Origin of the sequence: Variovorax sp. CCNWLW225 (assembly GCF_037204045.1) — a bacterium.
GTDB lineage: Bacteria > Pseudomonadota > Gammaproteobacteria > Burkholderiales > Burkholderiaceae_C > Variovorax.
In genome coordinates, this window is sequence record NZ_JBBCBV010000002.1 from 536,136 (window position 1) to 555,221 (window position 19,086).

Genomic DNA, 19,086 nt, shown 5'->3' on the forward strand with positions numbered 1-19,086 from the left:
TAGAGCTTAAGGCCTACATTGCGACACGACATTGCGGCAATGGCACTTGGAAAAACCGGCCGCTAACTTGTGATTCTTTTGACCGACTCGTATCCAGATCGGACGGGCAACCGGAGAATCGCATGGCGCTTTTGTTCTTGATGCGGCTGCAGCATGTGCAGCTCCCGGTCCGGGTGGTGGTCCCGGAAGAGCTCCGGCATGTCTCGGTGCTTGTGGCTACCGGCTTGATCGAGGCCGATATCGGGCCGCTCAGCCCGAAGGCGCGCTACGCTTCGTCGCGCGTGGCCACGGTGCTTCGCATCACCGAAGACGGCCTTGCCGAAATTGCCAAGATGGGGAGTGCGCCCAAGTCCTCCGCGAAGACCTCGATGCAATTCACCCGGGGATTCCGCCTGATGTGACGCGTGGCTTCGCTTCCAGCTCCTGGCCGACCCGGGCGGTCTTCATGGCAATCGCGGCGAACATCGCGGCCGCGGCAAGCAGCGCTAGCTCGAAGCCGGCAAACACCCAATCCGCCTCGCGAATGGCGGCCAGCAGGTGGCGGTTGCCGGCAAGCAGGTTCCACAGCGGCAGAGCGGCGCACAGCACGGCAGCGGCCCCGAACTGCTCTGTCCATGCGCGCCGCACGGGCCGCACGCTCGCGTGAAACAGCATCAGCAGCCACACGGCGAAGAACAAGTGAATCTCCCAGTCCGGGCGGCCAGCGATCCCGGCCGGCAGCAGGCGGTTGCCCCAGAAGAACGCCGCCATTGCCACCGGCAGCCCCGCAATGCCGGCAACGTTGAGCCGCTCCACAAGCCGGAGTCCGGCCTGCGGCTGCCGTGCATCGAGGCGGCGGCGGGCGCGCCGCTTGACGGCCCACAGCACGAGCCCCGTCGCAACCATGCCGGCGCCCGCCAAGCTTGCCAGAAAGTACATCCAGCGCAGCCCGACGCCGGCAAAGCGCCCCAAGTGCAGGCCATACAGCACGCCGCGGGTCTCAGCGGCGGGTTCCGAGTGGTCCCTGGCCTCCAGCAACGCGCCCTCTGCGCCGTCGAAGACCAGGTAGCGCGGACTGACGGACACACGCGTCGCGTCGCTGCGCACCACCCGCACGCGCGAAGCGGCATCGCCCGGGTGGTCGACGATCAGCCGCGACACGCCGCCGCTTCCCCAGCGCCGCTCGGCCTCGCGCACCATCGCGCCCACATCCGCCAACGGTGCGGCGCTGCCGCTCGGCGCGCCCGGCGGCATGAGCGCCGTCATCTCGACCCTGAGCGATTGGCGCGCTTGTGCCGCGCCGGGCGCGCTGTCGATGCCCCACGGCATGTACAGCGTCATCAGCGTGATCAGGCCGGTGTAGGTGATCAGCAGGTGAAAGGGCAGCACCCACACCGACAGCATGTTGTGCCCATCCAGCCACGAGCGCGCGCCTTTGCCGGGACGAAAGGTGAAGAAGTTCGTGAAGATCTTCTTGTGCGTGATCACGCCGCTGATGATCGCGACCAGCATGAACATCGTGGCCAGCCCCACGAGCCATCGTGCCGGGGCGCGCGGCAGGTAGTGGAGCGAAAAATGGAAGTAGTAGAAGAACTCTCCGCCGGTGGTTTCGCGCGCAAGCACGGCCTTGCCGGTCAACGGGTCGAGCATGGCCCTGCCGTGGCCGCCACCAATGCGCCACGATGCCGCGATGAAGTTCCTGCGTTCGTCGGCCAGGTCGATCACCCATTGGGATGCGCCCGGTGCGAGCAGCTGCAAGCCTGCAATGGCCGATGCAGTGCTTGCGGCCGCGTCCGGCGCTTGCCTGAGCGCAGGCACTTCGGGCCGCATCCATTGGGAGATCTCTTCGCGAAAATAACTCACCGCGCCGGTGAGAAACATTGCATAGAGAAGCCAGCCGAACAGCAGGCCGGTCCAGGTGTGAAGACCGGCCATGGCCTGGCGCAGGCTCTTTGCCGTGGCCGTCATGCCGCCGCCCTCCACACCCAGCATGCCGCCGCCAGCAGCGGCACCGCGGCCACCGCCAAGCCCAGCCACGCCCTCCCCGCGCTCTTTGCCGCAAACACCCAGATCACCGCGACGGCATACACCACGAAGCTGGCCTGCATGCCTGTGAGCACCGCTTCCACCGTGCCCATGGGCAGCGCCAGCGCGGCAACGCTGGTCAGCGCCGCCAGCGCGTAGCCGCCAAACAGCGCTGCCGCGATACGCGACACAAGTGGCCCCGGGGAGCGCCGAACAGCGCCACGCGCCGGCCGCATCAGAAGCGGTAGAGCGCGCTCACGTTGGCCGTGCGCTCCGCGCTGCGGTAGCAGATGCTTCCGTTGCAATCCATCAGCGACTGCTTGTTCAAGAGGTTGTTGACGTTGAGCGAGAAGCGCCAGGGTCCCCTGTCGAAGCCCAGCGCAAGATCGACCAGCGTGAAGCTCGGGTTGGTGATGTTGGCATTGCCCGTGTCCCAGGCCGAGCGGGCCTTGCCGAGGTAGCGCACGCCAAGGGCGGCAAACGCGCGCGTCGAGCCGCCCAGCGGGAACGAGTACTTGCCCCATACCGACGCGCTGTGCTCCGGCGTGCTCATCTGCGGCAGGCCCAGATCGCCGTCGTTGCTGCGCGTGATGCGGGTGTCCAGATAGGTGTACTGGGCAATCAGGCTGATGTTGTCCGTCACGTCGGCACGGGCCTCGAGCTCGAGCCCGCGAGATTTCACTTCACCGGTCTGGATGACTTCTCCGGGCACCTGCGGCGCCGCCGTGGTCACGTTGCTGCGAACGATGTCGAACACCGAGGCCGTGTAGCTGGCGTTCCTTCCCACCGGCTGGTAGCGCACGCCGGCCTCGACCTGCCGGCCCTTCGAAGGCTTGAGCAGATCGCCGTTCAAGTCCTTGCCGATCTCCGGCGAGAAGGAGGTTGCGTAGTTCACATAGGGCGCCCATCCGGACTCGAACAGGTACACCACGCCCACGCGGCCGGTGGTGGCGCTGGCCGACGTGTCGTAGATCTCGCTGCTCTCGCCGGTCCTGCCGAAGGTGCGGGTGCCCGTGGCATCCGCCTTGTCGTGTCGCACGCCGGCGGTGAGAACCCAGCGGTCCCATTTCACCTGGTCTTGCAGGTAGAGGCCGACCTGCTTGGTTGGCACCCTGTCGACATACGGATCGGCGGCCGGCGCGAGCGGCTGGTGCGTGTACACCGGCGCGAGCAGGTTCAGGGGCGCCAGGAGCGGCCGGTCGTACGGAAACTCGTCGGTGGTGCGCGACTTGGCATAGTCCACGCCCGCCAGCAGCGTGTGCGCCAGCGGGCCGCTGCTGAAGCGCGCCTGCACGCGAGTGTCGAGCAGCAAGCCCTTCCAATGCGTCTCGCGCGGCGAGAAGCTGCGGTTCATCGTGTAGCCGTCGGAGCGCAGGCCGCGGGGAAACACGTTGGTCTCGGAGCGATCGAGCTCGCTGTAGCGCATGCTCTGCTGCACCGACCACGTGGCGTCGAAGCTGTGCTCGAACTCGTAGCCGAGCATCTTGTTGTCGCGCCGCCAGCGGTTGTCGTAGCCGCCGATGTTCACGCGCGGGCTCGGCTGGCCGAACACGCCGGGCTGCTCCAGCTGGTTCTGCCAGGCATAGGCCTGGTTGTCTTTCTGGTAGCGCCCGAGCAGCGTGAGCTTGGTGCTGGCATTGGGCTGCCACGTGAGGGCCGGCGCAATGTAGAGGCGGTTGTCGCGGTCGTGGTCCAGGCGGGTGTCCGAATCGCGCCCCAGCACCGTGAGGCGATAGGTCCATTCGTTGCGGCTGTCCAGTGCGCCCGCAAGGTCGGCCTTCAGTTGCTTGCGGTTGTAGCTGCCGTACTCGATGCCGATCTCGCGCACCGTGTCTGCCGTCGGCCGCTTGCTCACCGCATTGACCATGCCGCCCGGCGGCATCTTTCCATAGAGCACGGATGCGGGCCCGCGCAGGACTTCGAGCCGCTCGAGTCCATAGGGCTCGATGGGCGCGGCATAGGAGCGCCCGGAGGTCAGCAGCCCATCCATGAAGATGCCGGCCGTGCCGAGCTCGAAGCCGCGCAATAGCGAGAACTCGTCGACTGCCCACGGCTTCAGGTTGGGCGTGACACCTGCCGTGTAGCGCAGCGCCTCGTCGAGCGACTCTGCCTTGCGGTCTCCGATTTCGTCCGCCGTGATGACCGAGACGGACTGCGGGTTCTCGATCAGCGCCGTGTCCGTCTTGGTTGCGGTGGCGCTGCGCCTGGCGACATAGCCATTGACGCGGCCGGTGGGTGTTTCGCGCTCGGTCGCGGCAGTCACCGTCACGGGCGCGAGCGTGGCGGCGTCGCCGGTGCTGCTGCGCGCGGGAGCACCGGCCTTGCGCAACGAATAGGCACCGGCGCCCTGCCCCACGACTTCATAGCCGCTGCCTCGCAGCACCTGCTCGAAGCCTTCCTGCGCCGTGTAGCGCCCGCGCAGCCCGCCGCTTCGCAGCCCTGCGAGCATGCCCGGCTCGAAGACCAGCTGCACGCCGGTGGCTGCCGCGTACTGCGCCAGCACATCGGCCAGCGTACCGCCGGCAATCGCGTACTGGCGCGCGCTCGGGCCTGCCGCCTCGGCCGCGAACACGGGCGCCGCGCCCAATGCCAAGGCGCCAACTCCGCCAAGCGCGGCGCGAATGGCCGTGGTGGTGATCGCAACCGCGAACTTGTCGATGCGCCTGTGCCGGCGGGCCTGCTGCGATGTCATTTATCTGCGTCCTTGAATAGCTATGAGGGTGGTGGCGCGCATCGGTGTCGACGCGTCATTCCCTCTCACACCGGACGAGACGGAAAAAGTGATCACCTCGGGATGAAAAATTTCTTGGGCGAGCCGCGTTGCCCGGGCCGAAAGCCCAAGTTCACCGGCTATCGCGGGGCCACCGTCACCCAATAGCGGGTCGTCTGCTCGATGCGCAGCGGCAGCGAGCGCGCCAGCAGCGCGAGTCCGGCATCGGTGTCGGCAAGAGAAACGGCACCCGACACGCGCAGATCGGCCACCGCGGGGTGGCAGCGCAAAACGCCGCTGCGATAGCGGCTCATTTCGGCGACAACATCCGCCAGCCGCATGTTTCTTGCGAGCAGCATGCCCTGCTCCCAGAGCGCGGCGCTGACCTCCACAGGAAGCTCCGCTCCGATGCGCCCGGCCTCGAAGTCGAGCTGCTCTCCCGCACGCAGCACACGCGCGGCGCCTTCCACCGCCCGTATCTCCACGGCATCTTCGAACACAGCGACCCGGGTGGTGCCTTCGTCCAGGCGGCGCACGCTGAAGCGCGTGCCCATGGCACGCACGGTGCCCTGCGGCGTCTGTACCAGGAACGGCCGATAGGTGGGCGAGGGATCGGCATGCGTGGTCACAAGAATCTCGCCGGCCTGCAGCCGGATGCGTCTTTCCGCGGCGGTGAACACGATGTCCACGGCGCTGGCGGTGTTGAGCACCAGGCGCGAGCCGTCTGCCAGCGTGATCGACTTGCGCTCGCCCGTGGCCGTTGCGACATCGGCGGTCCACTCGCGCCAGGGCATGTGCCGCCATGCCAGCCAGCCGGCCGGCGCCGCAACCAGCAATGCACCCAGCAGGCCCATGCTGCGGCGGCGGTTGGGCTGCTGCAAGGCATGGAAAGCGCTCTTGCCGATGCCTGCCGGCACTTGCGCGAACACGCCCATCAGGGCCTCCGCCCGCGCCCAGGCCTCGGCATGTGCGGGGCTTTGCTGGCGCCAGCGGTCGAAGTTCGCCTGCGCCTCTTGTCCCGCCTGCGCGTTGTCGCCGTAGCGCAGCGTCATCATCCAGTCGGCGGCTTCGCTCAGGAGTGCGGGACTGGGGCTGGCCCCTGCCGTGGCCGGCTGCTGTCTGTTCATTGCACTGGGCCCGCTGCCGCTCACGCGACGGACATGCAGGCGACCAGCGCCTTGTGGATATGGCGTCGTACCGTGATCACGGGCATGGCCATGCGCTCGGAGATCTGCTGGAGCGTCAGTTCATCGAATTGAGCCAGCAGGAAGATCTGCCGCGTGCGGCCCGGAAGGCTGGCCAGCATCGCCTCGATGCGCAGCAGCGATTCGATGATGAGCATCCGCGCCTCGGGCGACGGCGCCTCGGGTTCAGGAAGATGCGCAATTGCTTCCAGGTAGGCCCGCTCCACCTCGCGCCGGCGCCAATGGTCGGCCACCAGTCCTTTGGCCACGTGCGTGAGGAAGGCGCGCGGTTCATCGCCGAGGCTGGCAGTACGCGAAGAAGCCATCAGCCGCACGAAGGTGTCATGGGCCAGGTCGGCCGCATCGCAGGCATCGCCCAGGCGGCGGCGCAGCCATCCCAGCAACCAGCCATGGTGGTCGCTGTAGAGAACTTCGATGGGTGGAACAAGAGGGCCGGCCGCGGACATGAAGCGAAATTCTGGAGAACCGACGTTGACGCAACGGATGAGAATCGTTCGCAATTGTATTGGCTATTTGGTTCACAAATGCCGCGAATCTCAGGCAGGCCGTGAAATGCGCCTGCCACCGCGTCGGCCCAACCCACCCTCAGGCCGCAAGCACCTGCAAATTGCCGGTGCCCGGCAACGCGCGCAGCGTGGCGGCCGTTCTCACGGAATAGTCGCGGCTCAGCACCGTGCTGATCTCGATGTATTCGCAGCGCGCTTCGCCGGGTGTCAGGGTCAGCACGGCATAGCCGCGCTTGCTGGTTTCGGCGTAGCGCAGGTCGTCCACCATGCGCAGGAACCCGTCGGCCAGCAGGTCGTTGGCAATCAGCGGCACCGCCCGTTCGAAGCCGGGCGACGACACCGACGACGTTCCGAATTCCACCCCCACCCGCTGCCCCGAAACATCGGTGAGGTTTCCGGCCCAGGCGTTGTGCGTGTCGCCGGCCAGCGAGACAAGGTTCTTGCCCTGGTTGCGCGCCATGGCAAGCACGGTGTCGCGCGCGGCCGGGTAGCCGTCCCATGCGTCCATGTTGTAGGGCACCTTCTGCTGCGCGAGCAAGGCCCTCTGGCTGTCGCTGCGGGCGGCGTCCGGAAGCGCCTGCGCGGCCACATAGGCGCCGAGCGTCTCGGGGCTGAAGTCGGTCGCAATGCTCAGGGGAATGGCCATGCGCATCATCAGCACCTGCTGGCCCAGCACCTGCCAGGTACCGGCCGAGGCCGCCATGCGCGCGGAGAGCCAATCCACCTGCGGCTGGCCCAGCAGCTGGCGCGTGGGGGCGGCCGCCTCGCCGGCCAGGTATTGGTCGAGCGTGAGCTGCCGCTCGCGGCCGATCAGCCGGGTGTCGAGCATGTGCAGCGAAGCCAGCGTGCCGAAGTCGAACGAGCGGTAGATCAGCAGCGGGTTGGCCGGGTCGGGCAGCCGCGTTGGCAGCCACTCGTGGTAGGCCTGCACGGCGGCCGCGCGCCGCGCCGCAAAGCTGCCCTCGCTCGATTCGTCGTGGTTGGCGGCGCCGCCCACCCATGCGTTGTCGGCCAGGTCATGGTCGTCCCACACGGCAATCATGGGAAACCGCGCATGCAGCGCACGCAGGTCGCTGTCGGTGCGGTATTGCGCATGGCGCTCGCGGTAGTCCGCAAGCGTCAGGATCTCATGGTCGGGTGTCGATACGCGGTCGATGGCAATGGCCAACTGCGACGCATAGCCCACGCGGCCATATTCGTAGATGTAGTCGCCCAGGTGCAGCACCACGTCGATGTCGGTGCGCCTGGCAATGTCGGCATACACATTGAAGTAGCCGCTGGGAAAGTTGGAGCAGGACACCACCGCCAGCCGGGCCTGCGAAACACCGCCCACCGGCAGCGTCTTTGTGCGGCCGATGGGCGAGGCCTCGCTGCCCATCACGAAGCGGTAGAAATAGGTGCTGGCCGGCTGGAGCCCCGTGGCGTCCACCTTCACCGTGTAGTCGCGCTCGGGGCCGGTGCTCACCGTGCCGCGCGCAACGATCACGCCAAAACGCTCGTCGCTTGCAAGTTGCCATTCGACGTTCAGGGTGCCCGGTGCGGGCGCCGTCACCCGGGTCCAGAGAATCACCCGGTCCGACAACGGGTCGCCGCTGGCAACGCCATGCTTGAACACCGGGCCGGTGCTCACGGGCGGACTGCCGCCGCCTCCGCCAATGCCCCCTCCTATGCCTCCGCCACCTCCCCCGCCTCCGCCTCCGCAACCTGTCAGGCTCACCCCGCTGGCCGAGAACATCGCGAACAGTACGGCGTTGCGTATGAGCGAGCGTCGGGTGGTGCCGGTCAGGGCTTGCTGGGGATCTGTGCCGCCGCCGTCATCGCCGGTCTGGCTTGCCTGGTCGTTCTTCTTCTCGTTCTGCGTGCGCATGGCTGTCTCCTGATCCGCCGAGGACGAGACGCACCGCACGCCTCAGTCTCCTTTCGACGTCGGCGCCATTGAAGGTGAAGACTTTGGTTTCCAGCGTAGGTTTGTACCTATGCGCGTGTCAGCCGGAAGCCAACCGGCTGCAAAAATGCGCAGCTAATCGAACTGCGACCGGTCTCCAGACACCAGTTCGCGGTTGCGCCGCCGGTCGACCGCAATCTCTTGCGCAAGGTCTTCAATGGCTCCGCCCACCGGCAGGTTGTACGCACCGCGCAGCCGCGCGCGCACGGTGTCGCTGCGCAGCACCCGGTTGATCTGTGCATTGAGCCGCTGCAGCACCGCCGGGGGCGTGCGGGCCGGCGCGAAGATGCCGAAGAGCGAGTCGCGATTGGCCCGCTCGTAGCCCAGTTCGGCAAGCGTCGGCACCGCGGGCAAGGCCTCGATGCGCGCCGGCGCACCCACCGCCAGTGCCTGCAGCCGCCCTTCGCCTATGTACTGCAGCTGCTGCGCGGCGACGTTGGTCGACAGCACCTCGAACTGCCCGCCGAGTGCATGGTTGAGCTGCGGGCCGCCGCCCGCGTAGGGAATGTGCGTGATGGCGGTGCGGCTTTGCATGCGCACCTGTGCCAGAACCATGTGGCCGATGGTGGCCACGCCCGACGTGGCCCACCGCACCGCGCCGGGCTGGCTGCGCGCGAGCGCGATCAGTTCCTGGAAGCCGCGGCCCGCGAAGGCCGGCGTGCCGACCACCAGCACGGGCGTGCGCATCACGCTTGCCACCGGGGCAAAGGCGCGCAACGGGTCGTAGGGCACGCGGGCAACCAGCGGATGCAGCGTGATCGGGCTGATGGCCGAAAACGCGAGCGTGCAGCCATCGGGCGTGGCACGCGCCAACGCATCCATGCCGATGCTGCCGCCCGCGCCGGCACGGTTTTCGACGAGCACCGGAACGCCGAGCGATTGGGCCAGCGGCTCGGCCAGCACGCGGGCCATGCCGTCGCTCACGCCGCCCGGTGGATAAACCACGATCAAGCGAATCGGCCTGTTCGGCCATTGAGTCGAAGGCGAAGGCGATGGCGCAGCCCGCAGCAACTGCGGCATGGCGCAGGCGGCGGCAAGCGCAATGCCGGCGTCACGCACCAGCCGGCGGCGGCGCGGCGAAAAACTCATGACCCGGGGTTCTCGCTCGCATGCCTGCGCAGCAGCGCGGCAAAGTGCTGCGCGGGGAGGTTGTCTTCTTCCACGCGCGAGACCAGCGTGAGCGGTGCGTCGAGCTGGCCGCCGTCGGCGAGCCGGGTGTAGGCAATGGCATGCGCATGCACGCCCGTCATCGAGGCCGGCACCACCGACAGGCCGACGCCCGCGGCGACGAGATTCAGGTTGGTCATCATGCGGTCCACCTCGGCCACCACGCGCGGACGCAGGCCCTTGGCGTGGCACATGGCCAGCAACTCGGCATACAGGCCCGGCGCGCCCGGACGGCGCACGAGGATGATGCCTTCCTCGCACAGCTTCGCAAGCGGCAGCGGCCGCGAGGCCTTGCTGCGCGCGAGGGCAAAGCGGTGGTCGCTGGGCATTGCCACCAGCACAGGTTCGCGCAGCAGCGTTTCGAAGCGCAGGCCTTCGGGCCGCGCCACCGGCACGCGCAGCAGGCCGCAGTGCAGGCGGCCGGCGTCGAGCGCCTCGGTGAGTTCGGCTGCGTTGTCCTCGCGCAGCTGCAGCTCCACCTCGGGATGCGCGCGGCGAAAAGCACGCAACGCCTCGGGCACGAAGCGGTGCGCCGCGGCCGAGCTGGTAAAGCCGACCGCCAGCGTGCCGGCCTGCCCTTTGGCCACGCGCGCCATGCGCTGCTTCATGGCCGCCATGTCCTGCAGCATGCGCAGCGCCTCCACCTGGAACAGCCGGCCCGCATCGGTGAGCGCCACGCCGCGCGGATGCCGCCGGAACAACAGCACCCCCAACTCGCGTTCGAGCGCCTTGATGGCCTGGCTCAACGGCGGCTGCTGAATGCCCAGCTGTTCGGCGGCCCGCGTCATGTGGCCGGTCTCGGCGACGGCCACAAAGTAGCGAAGCGGTCTTATTTCCATACTTTTTTCATATCGGAAGTGCCTCTTTATTTTATTTGACCCTAGGTCACCGTGCACCTATCGTCCGGCCGCTCATTCAAAAAAGCGGCCCATCGAGGCCGCATTCCGGAGACAAGTCCATGCGCAACTCGCGCCTTTCTGCACTGCCTGACGCGCCCTTTCGCGCCTGCCGTTCGTTCGTTGCCGCTATTGGTATTTCGCTGGTTCTTGCCGCCTGCGGTGGTGGCGGCGGTGGTGGCAGCGCTGGTGCCGGGTTCTTTCCCATCGCATCGCCCCCGCCGCCGCCGTCCCATGGCGGCGCGCCCGACACCGATCCACCCGACAACCCGCCGCCACCGCCCGTGCAGCCGGTGATCGCCTGCGCAGATCTCGCCGGCAAGAGCCTGCCCGCCTCGCTCATCAGCCTGCCCACCCAGGGCGCCACCGTGACCAGCGCCGTGCCGGTGGCGGCAAGCGACGCCGGCAACCGGCTCGGTGACTACTGCCGCGTGCGCGGCACCATCCAGCCGATGGACCCTGCTTCGCAGGCCATCAACTTCGCGGTCAACCTGCCCGAAAAGTGGAACCGCAAGACCATTCACTTCGGCGGCGGCGGCTTCGACGGCGTGCTGATCGACGGCACCGAGGTCATCCGCTTCGGCCCCGCCGGCAAGCCCGCGCCGCTTGCGCTGGGGTATGCAACCTACGGCGACGATTCAGGCCACCAGTCCAGCAGCATCACCGACGGGCGCTTTGCCGCCAACGACGAGCAGCTTGCCAACTACGGCGGCAATTCGCTCAAAAAAACGCGCGACGTGGCGCAGGCGCTGGTGCTCGCGCGCTACGGCATCGAGCCCGCCTACGCCTACTTTCTGGGCACCTCCACCGGCGGGCGCGATGCGCTCAGCTACATCCAGCGCTGGCCGCTGGACTACGACGGCGTGATTGCCAACGAGCCCGCGCTCAACTACACCGGCACGCGGCTGTCGAACGTAGCGGTGGGCCGCGCGCTCTACAGCAACGGCGGCGCCGGCTGGATGAACGTGGCCAAGACGCTGCTGGTGCAGAAGGCGGCAATGCAGGCCTGCGACAAGCTCGACGGCGCGGCAGACAACATCGTGAGCAACGTGGAAAGCTGCCGTCTGCTGAACACGCAGATCCTTGCGTCGCTGCGCTGCAGCGGCGGCACGGACAACGGCGATACCTGCCTTTCGGACGCGCAGCTTGCCACCGTGCGCACCATCGAATCGCCGCTCGAGTTCAGCACCTACTCGCTGGCCAACGGCGTAAAGCGCGCAGGCGGCTACAACATCCTCGAAGGCACTTTGGTGGCAGGCCCCTACACCACGCGCGATCTGGGCACGCGCAAGGTGCCGGGCAATCCCGCCACGTCGGCCGACGCCAACATGTATGTCACGGGCGACCAGTGGGTGAAGTACTTCGTCACGCGCATCGACACCTTCGATTCGCTGGGCTTCGACCCGCTGGACCCCGGCAGCTATGCCTCGCGCGTGAGCGAGGTGTCGGCGCTGACCGATGCCACCAACCCGAACCTCGCGCCCTTCTTCGCGCGCGGCGGCCGGGTCATCATGCTGCACGGCCTGGCCGACGAGGTGATCAGCCCCAACTCGACCATCGACTACTACAAGCAGCTCATCGCCACCGTGGGCCAAGCTGCGGTGGACGAGCACATGCGCTTCTATACCGTGCCGGGCATGGGCCATGGCACGGGCAGCTTCATTCCGAATTGGGACTCGCTTGCGGCGCTCGAGGGCTGGGTGGAGGCAGGCCTGGCACCTGCCACAGGCGTAGCCGTCGATGCGGTGGCAGGCACTTACGGCCGCACGCGCCCGCTGTGCCAGTTTCCGGCATGGCCCAAGTACCGCGGCAGCGGCAGCCTCGATGCGGCAGTCAACTACAGCTGCGTGACCGAGGTCGGCGATCCGCTGGCCTGCCCCAACCTGCCGGCCACCCCTGCCAGCTACAAGGGCGGCAACAGCTTCGGCGAAGAACTGCGCGTCGACATCGATCCCGCCACCATGGCCTACACCGTGACCATCGACGCCAGCTTGCAGCGCGCGGCGGGCACGCAGCGCAGCGGCGCCCTGGTGGCGCAAGGCAGCTGCAGCTATGCGAGCAGCGAGAGCGCGGCTGTCTTCAGCTTTGCGCCCGGCGGCGTGCTGCTTGGGGGCGTGAATGCGCCGAGCGGCGGCTTTGCACCGCTCATCGCGTTCCAGAACACCTTCGAGAACACGGCCGCACCGGCGGTGTTCAACCCGGTGGCCAACATCTTCAACGCGGTCGGCGTGCAACAGGGCACGGGCGCCGCGGTGGCGCATGCCTCATCGGTGCGGCTGCGCAATGCGGGCACTTTCCAGTATTGCCGCGATGCGGTGACGGGCGGGTTCATGACCTACGACGCCACATGCACGCAGACGGAGAAGGGCTACATCACCTACAACACCGCGCGCGGTGCCTTCGACCTGCGCACCACCTCGCCGACCGGCGGCGCCGTGACCACCGGCGGCACGCTCACAGGGTCGATGGTGATCGGGCTCGTGAACGGCGCCGCGGTGCCGCTGCACCTGGTGCGCGAATCGGCGGCAAATGCCGGCCTGCGGATGTTCGGCCTGCAGCAGACGCTGACGCCCGGCACGGCGGACGGCAGCTACGCCATGGCCGCTGTGACAGGCCAGAACCGCGAAGCCACCGTGGCGGGCAGCAGCTTCAACCTGGGCGGCACCTCTGCATCGCTCAGCTACGACACGCCTGTGCTCGGCGCGGTGCAGGCCGACGCGGGCCGGCCGGGCAATTTCATCTTCAACAGCGGCGTCCTCGGATTCGCTTCCACGGCAGGAACGAACGCGGCGCTGGAACTCGGAGTACGACATTGAAAAAACAACTTTCCACGCTGGCCGCTTTCGCGCTGCTGGGCACCGCGCTGCCGCTCTCCGCGCAAGCGGCCTCGCCCGCATCCAAGCAGGCACCCGCATCAACGCCCTGCCCCGCACCCGTGCCTGAGGCCGCACGCTGCTACACAGGCGAAGACGGCAACGGTTCTTTCTACTGGATCGCGATTCCGAAAGACTGGAACCGCGGCGTGCTCGTGATGCATGCGCACGGCGGCCCGGAGACCGGGCCGCCCAAGCTCGAGCGCAGCCAGGAAGACCTGAAACGCTGGGCCATCACCGTGAAGGCCGGCTACGCCTGGGCCGGCTCCACCTACCGCCGCGGCGGCTACGGCGTGACGATGGCGGCCGAAGACACCGAGCGGCTGCGCCAGATTTTCGTGCGCCATTTCGGCCAGCCACAGCGCACGCTGCTGCATGGCCAGAGCTACGGCGCGGGGGTTGCGGCAAAGGCGGCCGAGCTCTATGCGCCTGTCGGCGATGCAAAGTCGCCGTACGACGGACTTCTGCTCACCAGCGGCGTGCTCGGCGGCGGCAACAGCGCCTATGACTTCCGGCTCGACCTGCGCGTGGTCTATCAATACGTGTGCCGCAACCATCCGCGCGCCGACGAGCCGCAGTACCCACTGTGGATGGGCCTGCCCGCCGATTCGAAACTCACGCGCGCCGAACTGGCCTCGCGCGTCAAGGACTGCACCGGAGTCGGCATGCCCGCCGCGCAGCGCACGCCGGAGCAGGCCGCGCGGCTCCAGACCATTCTCTCGGTCGTGAAGATCGAGGAGCGCTCGCTGCTCGGCCACCTGAACTGGGCGACCTGGCTGTTCCAGGACCTGGTGCAAGAGCGCCTGGGCGGCCGCAATCCGTTCGGCAACATTGGCGTCGTCTACCAAGGCTCGGCCGACGATGCGGCGCTCAATGCGGGCGTGCTGCGCTACGCCGCCGATCCGCAGGCCAAGGGCGCCCTGGCAGCCGACAGCCAACCGACCGGGCGCACAGCGCTGCCCACGCTGGCGTTGCATGCCATCGACGACCCGACGGCTTTCGTCGAACTCGAGAACGCCTATCGCCGCATCCGCGACGCGGCCGGCACCGGCAGCCAGCTGGTGCAGAGCTTCAGCGCGGAGCGCGAGCACAGCTACCTGAGCGATTCGGAATACCCCGCGCTCTTTACCGCCCTGCTCGACTGGATCGACAAGGGCGAAAAGCCCACGCCGCAAAGCCTTGCGCAGCGCTGCGCATCGGTGGCGCCGCGCTACGACACCGACGGCAAGAACGGCTGCCACATCAAGCCCGATTGGCAGCCGCCCGCGCTCGAGAGCCGCGTGCCGGCGCGAGCCCCCTGATTTCCATTTTTTACTTGACGGAGACTTCCATGAAAAAACTGTTCGCCCTTGCGGCGCTGGCCCTTGCCATGGGTGCGCATGCGCAAGACTTTCCCGCAGGAAAGCCGGTGACCATCGTCGTGCCCTTTGCAGCCGGCGGCCCCACCGATCGCGTGGCGCGCGACCTGGCCGAGGCGCTGCGCAAGCCCCTGGGCGGTGCGAGCGTGATCATCGACAACGTGCCCGGTGCCGGCAGCTCCATCGGCGCGGCCAAGGTGGCACGCGCCAGGCCCGACGGCTACACCCTGCTGCTGAACCACATCGCAATGGCCACCGTGCCGACGCTGGTGCGCAACCTGCCGTTCAAGGTCGAGAGCGATTTCGAGTACCTGGGCATCGTCAACGACGTGCCGATGACGCTCATCTCCAAACCCGTTATCGAAGCCGCCAACTACAAGGAACTGACCGCCTGGATTGCGGCCAACAAAGGCAAGATCAACATCGGCAACGCGGGCGTGGGCTCGGCCTCGCACCTGTGCGGCCTGCTCTACCAGAGCGCCACCAAGACCGACATGACGCCCGTGCCCTACAAGGGCACCGCACCGGCCATTACCGACCTGATCGGCGGGCAGATCGATCTGTTGTGCGACCAGACCACCAACACTTCGCCGCAGATCGAGGCCAAGAAGGTCAAGGCCTACGCGGTCACCACGCCCAAGCGGCTGACAACGCCGCTGCTGAAAGACCTGCCCACGCTGGACGAGTCGGGCCTGAAGAACTTCCAGGTCACCATCTGGCACGGCCTGTATGCCCCCAAGGGCACGCCGGCGCCGGTGCTGAAAAAGCTCAACGAGGCCATGAAGGCCGCATTGCGCGACGCGGACTTCATCAAGCGCGAAGAAGCGCTGGGCGCAGTGGTGGCCACCGACGGGCGCATCGAACCCGAAGGCCACAAGAAGTTCGTGGCGGACGAAATCGCCAAGTGGACGCCCATCATCAAGGCGGCCGGCGTGTACGCGGACTAGGCCCGCGCCTCCAGCGACGATTCGCGCATGTCGAAACAACGACTGCTTCGTTTGCCCTTGCAGCCGGCGATGACTACGATGTTTCCACCACTACCAGGAGCAGAGACATGTCGAATCACGTTTACAAGTCGCTGGAGCTCACCGGCTCGTCCCCCGTCAGCATCGAGGAAGCGGTGCAGACCGCCATCACCAAGGCGCACCAGACGGTGCGCAACATCCAGTGGTTTACCGTGACCGAGACGCGCGGCCACGTGGTGGACGGCAAGATCGCGCACTGGCAGGTCACACTGAAGATCGGCTTCACGCTGGAGTAGCGAGGCGGCTCATGCAACCAAGAGTCACCGTCATCACCCTGGGGGTCGAAGACCTGGAGAAAGCCGTTGCGTTCTACCGTGACGGGCTGGGGTTTTCCACGGACGGCATCATCGGCAAGGAGTTTGAGAACGGCGCCGTCGCGTTCTTCGACCTGCAGCACGGGCTCAGGCTCGCGCTGTGGCCGCGCTCGAGCATTGCGGCCGATACCGGCCTGCCGCTGCGGGCGGGCGGGCCGCTTGAATTCACCCTTGGGCACAACGTCTTGTCCAAGGCCGAAGTCGATGCAGTGATGCAGCAGGCCGCAAAGGCCGGCGCCACCGTGGTGAAGGCCGCGGCCGACACTTTCTATGGCGGCTACGCGGGCTATTTCACCGACCCCGACGGCCACCTGTGGGAGGCCGTCTACAACCCCCAGCTGCTGCCCGAAGCGGGAACAGCCTAGGCCCCGGGCGCTTGCGCCTTCAGTCGCCGGGGATGTGCGGCGGATGCAGTTCCACCGCCTTGTCCGACTTCTTGCGCAGCCTGATGTTGAGCATTTCCACGACCAGCGAGAAGGCCATCGCGAAGTACACGTAGCCCTTGGGCACGTGGTGCCCGAAACCTTCCGCGACAAGCACCACGCCCACCACCACCAGGAAGGACAGCGCCAGCATCTTGATGGTGGGGTGGTTCGATACGAAGCGCCCGATGGGGCTGGCGAACAGCATCATGAGCAGCACGGACACGATCACCGCGGCGATCATCACCCGCACGTCGTCCACCATGCCCACCGCGGTAATGATGGAGTCCAGCGAGAACACCAGGTCGATGATCATGATCTGCAGGATGACCGCCGCGAAGGTGGCCTTCACGGCGCTCGATTTCTGCTCGTGCCCGCCCTCGAGCGACTGGTGAACCTCGCTCGTGCTTTTCCAGATCAGGAACAGCCCGCCCAGGATCAGGATCAGGTCGCGCCCCGAAATGCCTTTGCCCAGCACCGAGAAAAGCGGATTGACCAGGCCCGCGATCCAGGCAAGCACCAGCAGCAGCCCGATGCGCATGAACATGGCCATGAACAGCCCCACCCGCCGTGCGAACTCGCGCCTTTCGGGCGGCAGTTTGTCGACCAGGATGGAGATGAAGATGATGTTGTCGATGCCCAGCACGAGCTCGAGCGCAGTCAAGGTGGCAAAGGCAATCCAGACCTGGGGATCCGTCAGGAGTTCAAGCATCGGGGTTCTTTCGCCGCGGCAGCGCCGCCAAGAAGGTTGGGAATGTCCTGAAGTCTGCCATGCCCGATTTCCCCGCAAGGGTTTGCCCTATTTTTTAGTTATCAAACAAAACTATATTGATTACGTGAAATAACTTTATTGATGAGCCGGGCCGCCCCGGCGAAAGGAGACAGCGATGGTTCAATCCGTGTTCTCTTCGTACCGCCCGGCATGGGCGGCTCTTGCCGCGGCGTCCCTGCTGGCGGCCTGCGGCGGAGGTGGTGGCGGGGGCGGCGGGGGTGGCTTTCCGTTCGTTCCGCCGGCGCCCTCTCCCGGCGGCCCCGCCCCTTCGCAAGCGCGCCCGGGCACGCTTCAGTCGTGCACCGATCTCGCCGGCAAGGCGGCGTTCGGCAGCACCGTGTACACCAGCGTGACTTCAGTGGCCGCGGGCGCGCTCACCGTGGCCGGCGCGAGCACGCCCGCGCCGGAGCACTGCCTCGTGCAGGGCCAGATGAACCAGCGCACCAGCAGCGTCGACGGCAAGACCTACGCCATCGGCTTCGAGATGCGCCTGCCCGTCAACTGGAACGGCCGGTTCTTCTACCAGGCCAACGGCGGCCTGGACGGCAACGTGGCGCGGGCCACGGGCAGCGTGGGCGGCGGTGCGCCCACCACCACGGCGCTGCACATGGGGTTTGCGGTCATCAGTTCCGACGCGGGGCACTCGGGCGCGCAGATACCGACCTTTGGCATCGACCCGCAGGCGCGGCTGGACTACGGCTACAACGCCGTTGCGCAGCTCACGCCCATGGCCAAGAACCTCATCGCCAAGGCCTACGGCCGCGAAGCCGACCGCTCCTACTTCGGAGGCTGCTCGAATGGCGGCCGCCACGCGATGGTGGCCGCGGCAAGGTTTGCCGGCCAGTACGACGGCATCCTGGCCGGCAACCCCGGCTTCAACCTGCCGAAGGCCGCGGTGGCCCAGCTTTACGGGGTACAGCAATACGCCCGGGTCACCACCGCCAACACACCGGCCGGCAAGCCCGACCTCCAGACCGCCTTCACGCCCGCGGAAATGAGCACCGTGGCCGACGCGGTGCTTGCGCGCTGCGATGCGCTGGACGGCGCGGCCGACGGCATCGTTGCGGATGTGCAGGCGTGCAAGCAGGCCTTCAACCTCGCCAACGACGTGCCCTCGTGCAGCGGCGCGCGCACCGGCAGCTGCCTCACGGCTACGCAGAAGGACGTGCTCGGCAACATCTTTGCCGGCGCGCGAAACAGCGCGGGCACCGCGCTCTACAGCAGCTTTCCGTTCGACGCCGGCATCAAGGGGGCCGACTGGCGCCAGTGGGAGTTCTCCAACTCGCAGAACCTCGACACCGCCGCGCTCGGCTTCGTCTTCAGCACGCCGCCGCTGGCGCCGAGCCGCCCCTTCGGGATCGATTTCGCGCTCGGGTTCAGCATGGACGCCGACGCGCCGACCATCTTCGCGAGCAATGCGGTCTACACCGAATCGGCAATGTCGTTCATGACGCCGCCCGACCCCGCCAACCTGGCGGCGCTTCGCGATCGCGGCAGCAAGCTCATGGCCTATCACGGCACCAGCGATGCGGTGTTTTCGTCGGACGACACCACCCGCTGGTACGAGCAACTGCGCGCGGCCAACGGCGGCGACGCGTCGGGCTTTGCGCGCTTCTTTCCCGTGCCCGGCATGAACCATTGCGGCGGAGGCCCGGCCACCGACCAGTTCGACATGCTGACACCGCTGGTAGCGTGGGTCGAACAGGGCAAGGCACCGGCCACCGTGATCGCCAGGGCTCGCGGAGCGGGCGCCAACGTGGTCAACGCCGAGCTGCCCGCCAACTGGTCGCCCACCCGCACGCGGCCACTGTGCCCTTACCCGAAGACCGCGGTCTACCTGGGCGGCCCCCTCGAATCGGCTTCGAGCTTCGCCTGCCAATAGGCAGCAA

General features: G+C 67.3%; 16 protein-coding genes. 7 read left to right on the forward strand and 9 right to left on the reverse strand.

Annotation, left to right across the window (positions count from 1 at the left end):
• Positions 1 to 122: 122 nt before the first annotated feature.
• Positions 123 to 401 carry a hypothetical protein gene (locus V9L20_RS07135; RefSeq protein ID WP_337296021.1) on the forward strand — a complete coding sequence of 93 codons (279 nt, stop codon included), beginning with the start codon at positions 123 to 125 and terminating at the stop codon, positions 399 to 401.
• Here V9L20_RS07135 and V9L20_RS07140 read toward each other — a convergent pair.
• From V9L20_RS07140 to V9L20_RS07175, 8 genes are all read right to left on the reverse strand, one after another.
• Positions 376 to 1,947, reverse strand: a complete 1,572-nt coding sequence (locus V9L20_RS07140) for a PepSY-associated TM helix domain-containing protein (RefSeq protein ID WP_337296022.1) — start codon at positions 1,945 to 1,947, stop codon at positions 376 to 378. The genes V9L20_RS07135 and V9L20_RS07140 overlap by 26 nt on opposite strands.
• Positions 1,944 to 2,240, reverse strand: a complete 297-nt coding sequence (locus V9L20_RS07145; RefSeq protein WP_337296023.1) for a DUF3649 domain-containing protein — start codon at positions 2,238 to 2,240, stop codon at positions 1,944 to 1,946. Before V9L20_RS07145 ends, V9L20_RS07140 begins: the two co-directional genes overlap by 4 nt.
• Positions 2,240 to 4,696, reverse strand: coding sequence for a TonB-dependent siderophore receptor (locus tag V9L20_RS07150; protein WP_337296024.1), 2,457 nt, complete (start codon positions 4,694 to 4,696; stop codon positions 2,240 to 2,242). Before V9L20_RS07150 ends, V9L20_RS07145 begins: the two co-directional genes overlap by 1 nt.
• 158 nt (positions 4,697 to 4,854) lie before the next feature.
• The gene (locus V9L20_RS07155) at positions 4,855 to 5,841 is read right to left on the reverse strand and encodes a FecR domain-containing protein (protein WP_337296025.1); all 987 of its coding nucleotides are present in this window, start codon (positions 5,839 to 5,841) and stop codon (positions 4,855 to 4,857) included.
• A gap of 20 nt (positions 5,842 to 5,861) precedes the next feature.
• The gene (locus tag V9L20_RS07160) at positions 5,862 to 6,365 is read right to left on the reverse strand and encodes a sigma-70 family RNA polymerase sigma factor (RefSeq protein WP_337296026.1); all 504 of its coding nucleotides are present in this window, start codon (positions 6,363 to 6,365) and stop codon (positions 5,862 to 5,864) included.
• 139 nt (positions 6,366 to 6,504) lie between these two features.
• Positions 6,505 to 8,292, reverse strand: a complete 1,788-nt coding sequence (locus V9L20_RS07165) for an alkaline phosphatase D family protein (protein ID WP_337296027.1) — start codon at positions 8,290 to 8,292, stop codon at positions 6,505 to 6,507.
• A gap of 153 nt (positions 8,293 to 8,445) precedes the next feature.
• Positions 8,446 to 9,459 carry a Bug family tripartite tricarboxylate transporter substrate binding protein gene (locus V9L20_RS07170; RefSeq protein WP_337296028.1) on the reverse strand — a complete coding sequence of 338 codons (1,014 nt, stop codon included), beginning with the start codon at positions 9,457 to 9,459 and terminating at the stop codon, positions 8,446 to 8,448.
• Positions 9,456 to 10,376: a LysR family transcriptional regulator gene (locus V9L20_RS07175; RefSeq protein ID WP_337296029.1), complete on the reverse strand. Its 921-nt coding sequence runs from the start codon at positions 10,374 to 10,376 to the stop codon at positions 9,456 to 9,458. The genes V9L20_RS07170 and V9L20_RS07175 overlap by 4 nt, the downstream gene beginning before the upstream one ends.
• 119 nt (positions 10,377 to 10,495) lie before the next feature.
• Between V9L20_RS07175 and V9L20_RS07180 the strand changes: the two genes are divergently transcribed.
• The 5 genes from V9L20_RS07180 to V9L20_RS07200 all read left to right on the forward strand — a co-directional run bounded on the left by V9L20_RS07180 (position 10,496) and on the right by V9L20_RS07200 (position 16,368).
• Entirely contained in the window at positions 10,496 to 13,249 is a 2,754-nt protein-coding gene (locus V9L20_RS07180) for a tannase/feruloyl esterase family alpha/beta hydrolase (protein ID WP_337296030.1), read from the forward strand.
• Positions 13,246 to 14,607, forward strand: coding sequence for a hypothetical protein (locus tag V9L20_RS07185; RefSeq protein WP_337296031.1), 1,362 nt, complete (start codon positions 13,246 to 13,248; stop codon positions 14,605 to 14,607). The genes V9L20_RS07180 and V9L20_RS07185 overlap by 4 nt, the downstream gene beginning before the upstream one ends.
• 29 nt (positions 14,608 to 14,636) lie before the next feature.
• Positions 14,637 to 15,611, forward strand: coding sequence for a tripartite tricarboxylate transporter substrate-binding protein (locus tag V9L20_RS07190; RefSeq protein ID WP_337296032.1), 975 nt, complete (start codon positions 14,637 to 14,639; stop codon positions 15,609 to 15,611).
• Positions 15,612 to 15,718: 107 nt separating this feature from the next.
• Positions 15,719 to 15,925 carry a dodecin gene (locus V9L20_RS07195; RefSeq protein ID WP_258505777.1) on the forward strand — a complete coding sequence of 69 codons (207 nt, stop codon included), beginning with the start codon at positions 15,719 to 15,721 and terminating at the stop codon, positions 15,923 to 15,925.
• An 11-nt stretch (positions 15,926 to 15,936) separates the two neighbouring features.
• Entirely contained in the window at positions 15,937 to 16,368 is a 432-nt protein-coding gene (locus V9L20_RS07200) for a VOC family protein (protein WP_337296033.1), read from the forward strand.
• Positions 16,369 to 16,387: 19 nt separating this feature from the next.
• Here the strand turns inward: V9L20_RS07200 and V9L20_RS07205 are convergent, their stop codons facing one another.
• Positions 16,388 to 17,137, reverse strand: a complete 750-nt coding sequence (locus V9L20_RS07205; protein ID WP_337296034.1) for a TerC family protein — start codon at positions 17,135 to 17,137, stop codon at positions 16,388 to 16,390.
• A gap of 175 nt (positions 17,138 to 17,312) precedes the next feature.
• Here V9L20_RS07205 and V9L20_RS07210 point away from each other — a divergent pair, with 175 nt between their 5' ends.
• Complete coding sequence (locus tag V9L20_RS07210) at positions 17,313 to 19,079, forward strand: tannase/feruloyl esterase family alpha/beta hydrolase (RefSeq protein WP_337296035.1); 1,767 nt, start codon at positions 17,313 to 17,315, stop codon at positions 19,077 to 19,079.
• The last annotated feature ends 7 nt before the right edge of the window (positions 19,080 to 19,086 follow it).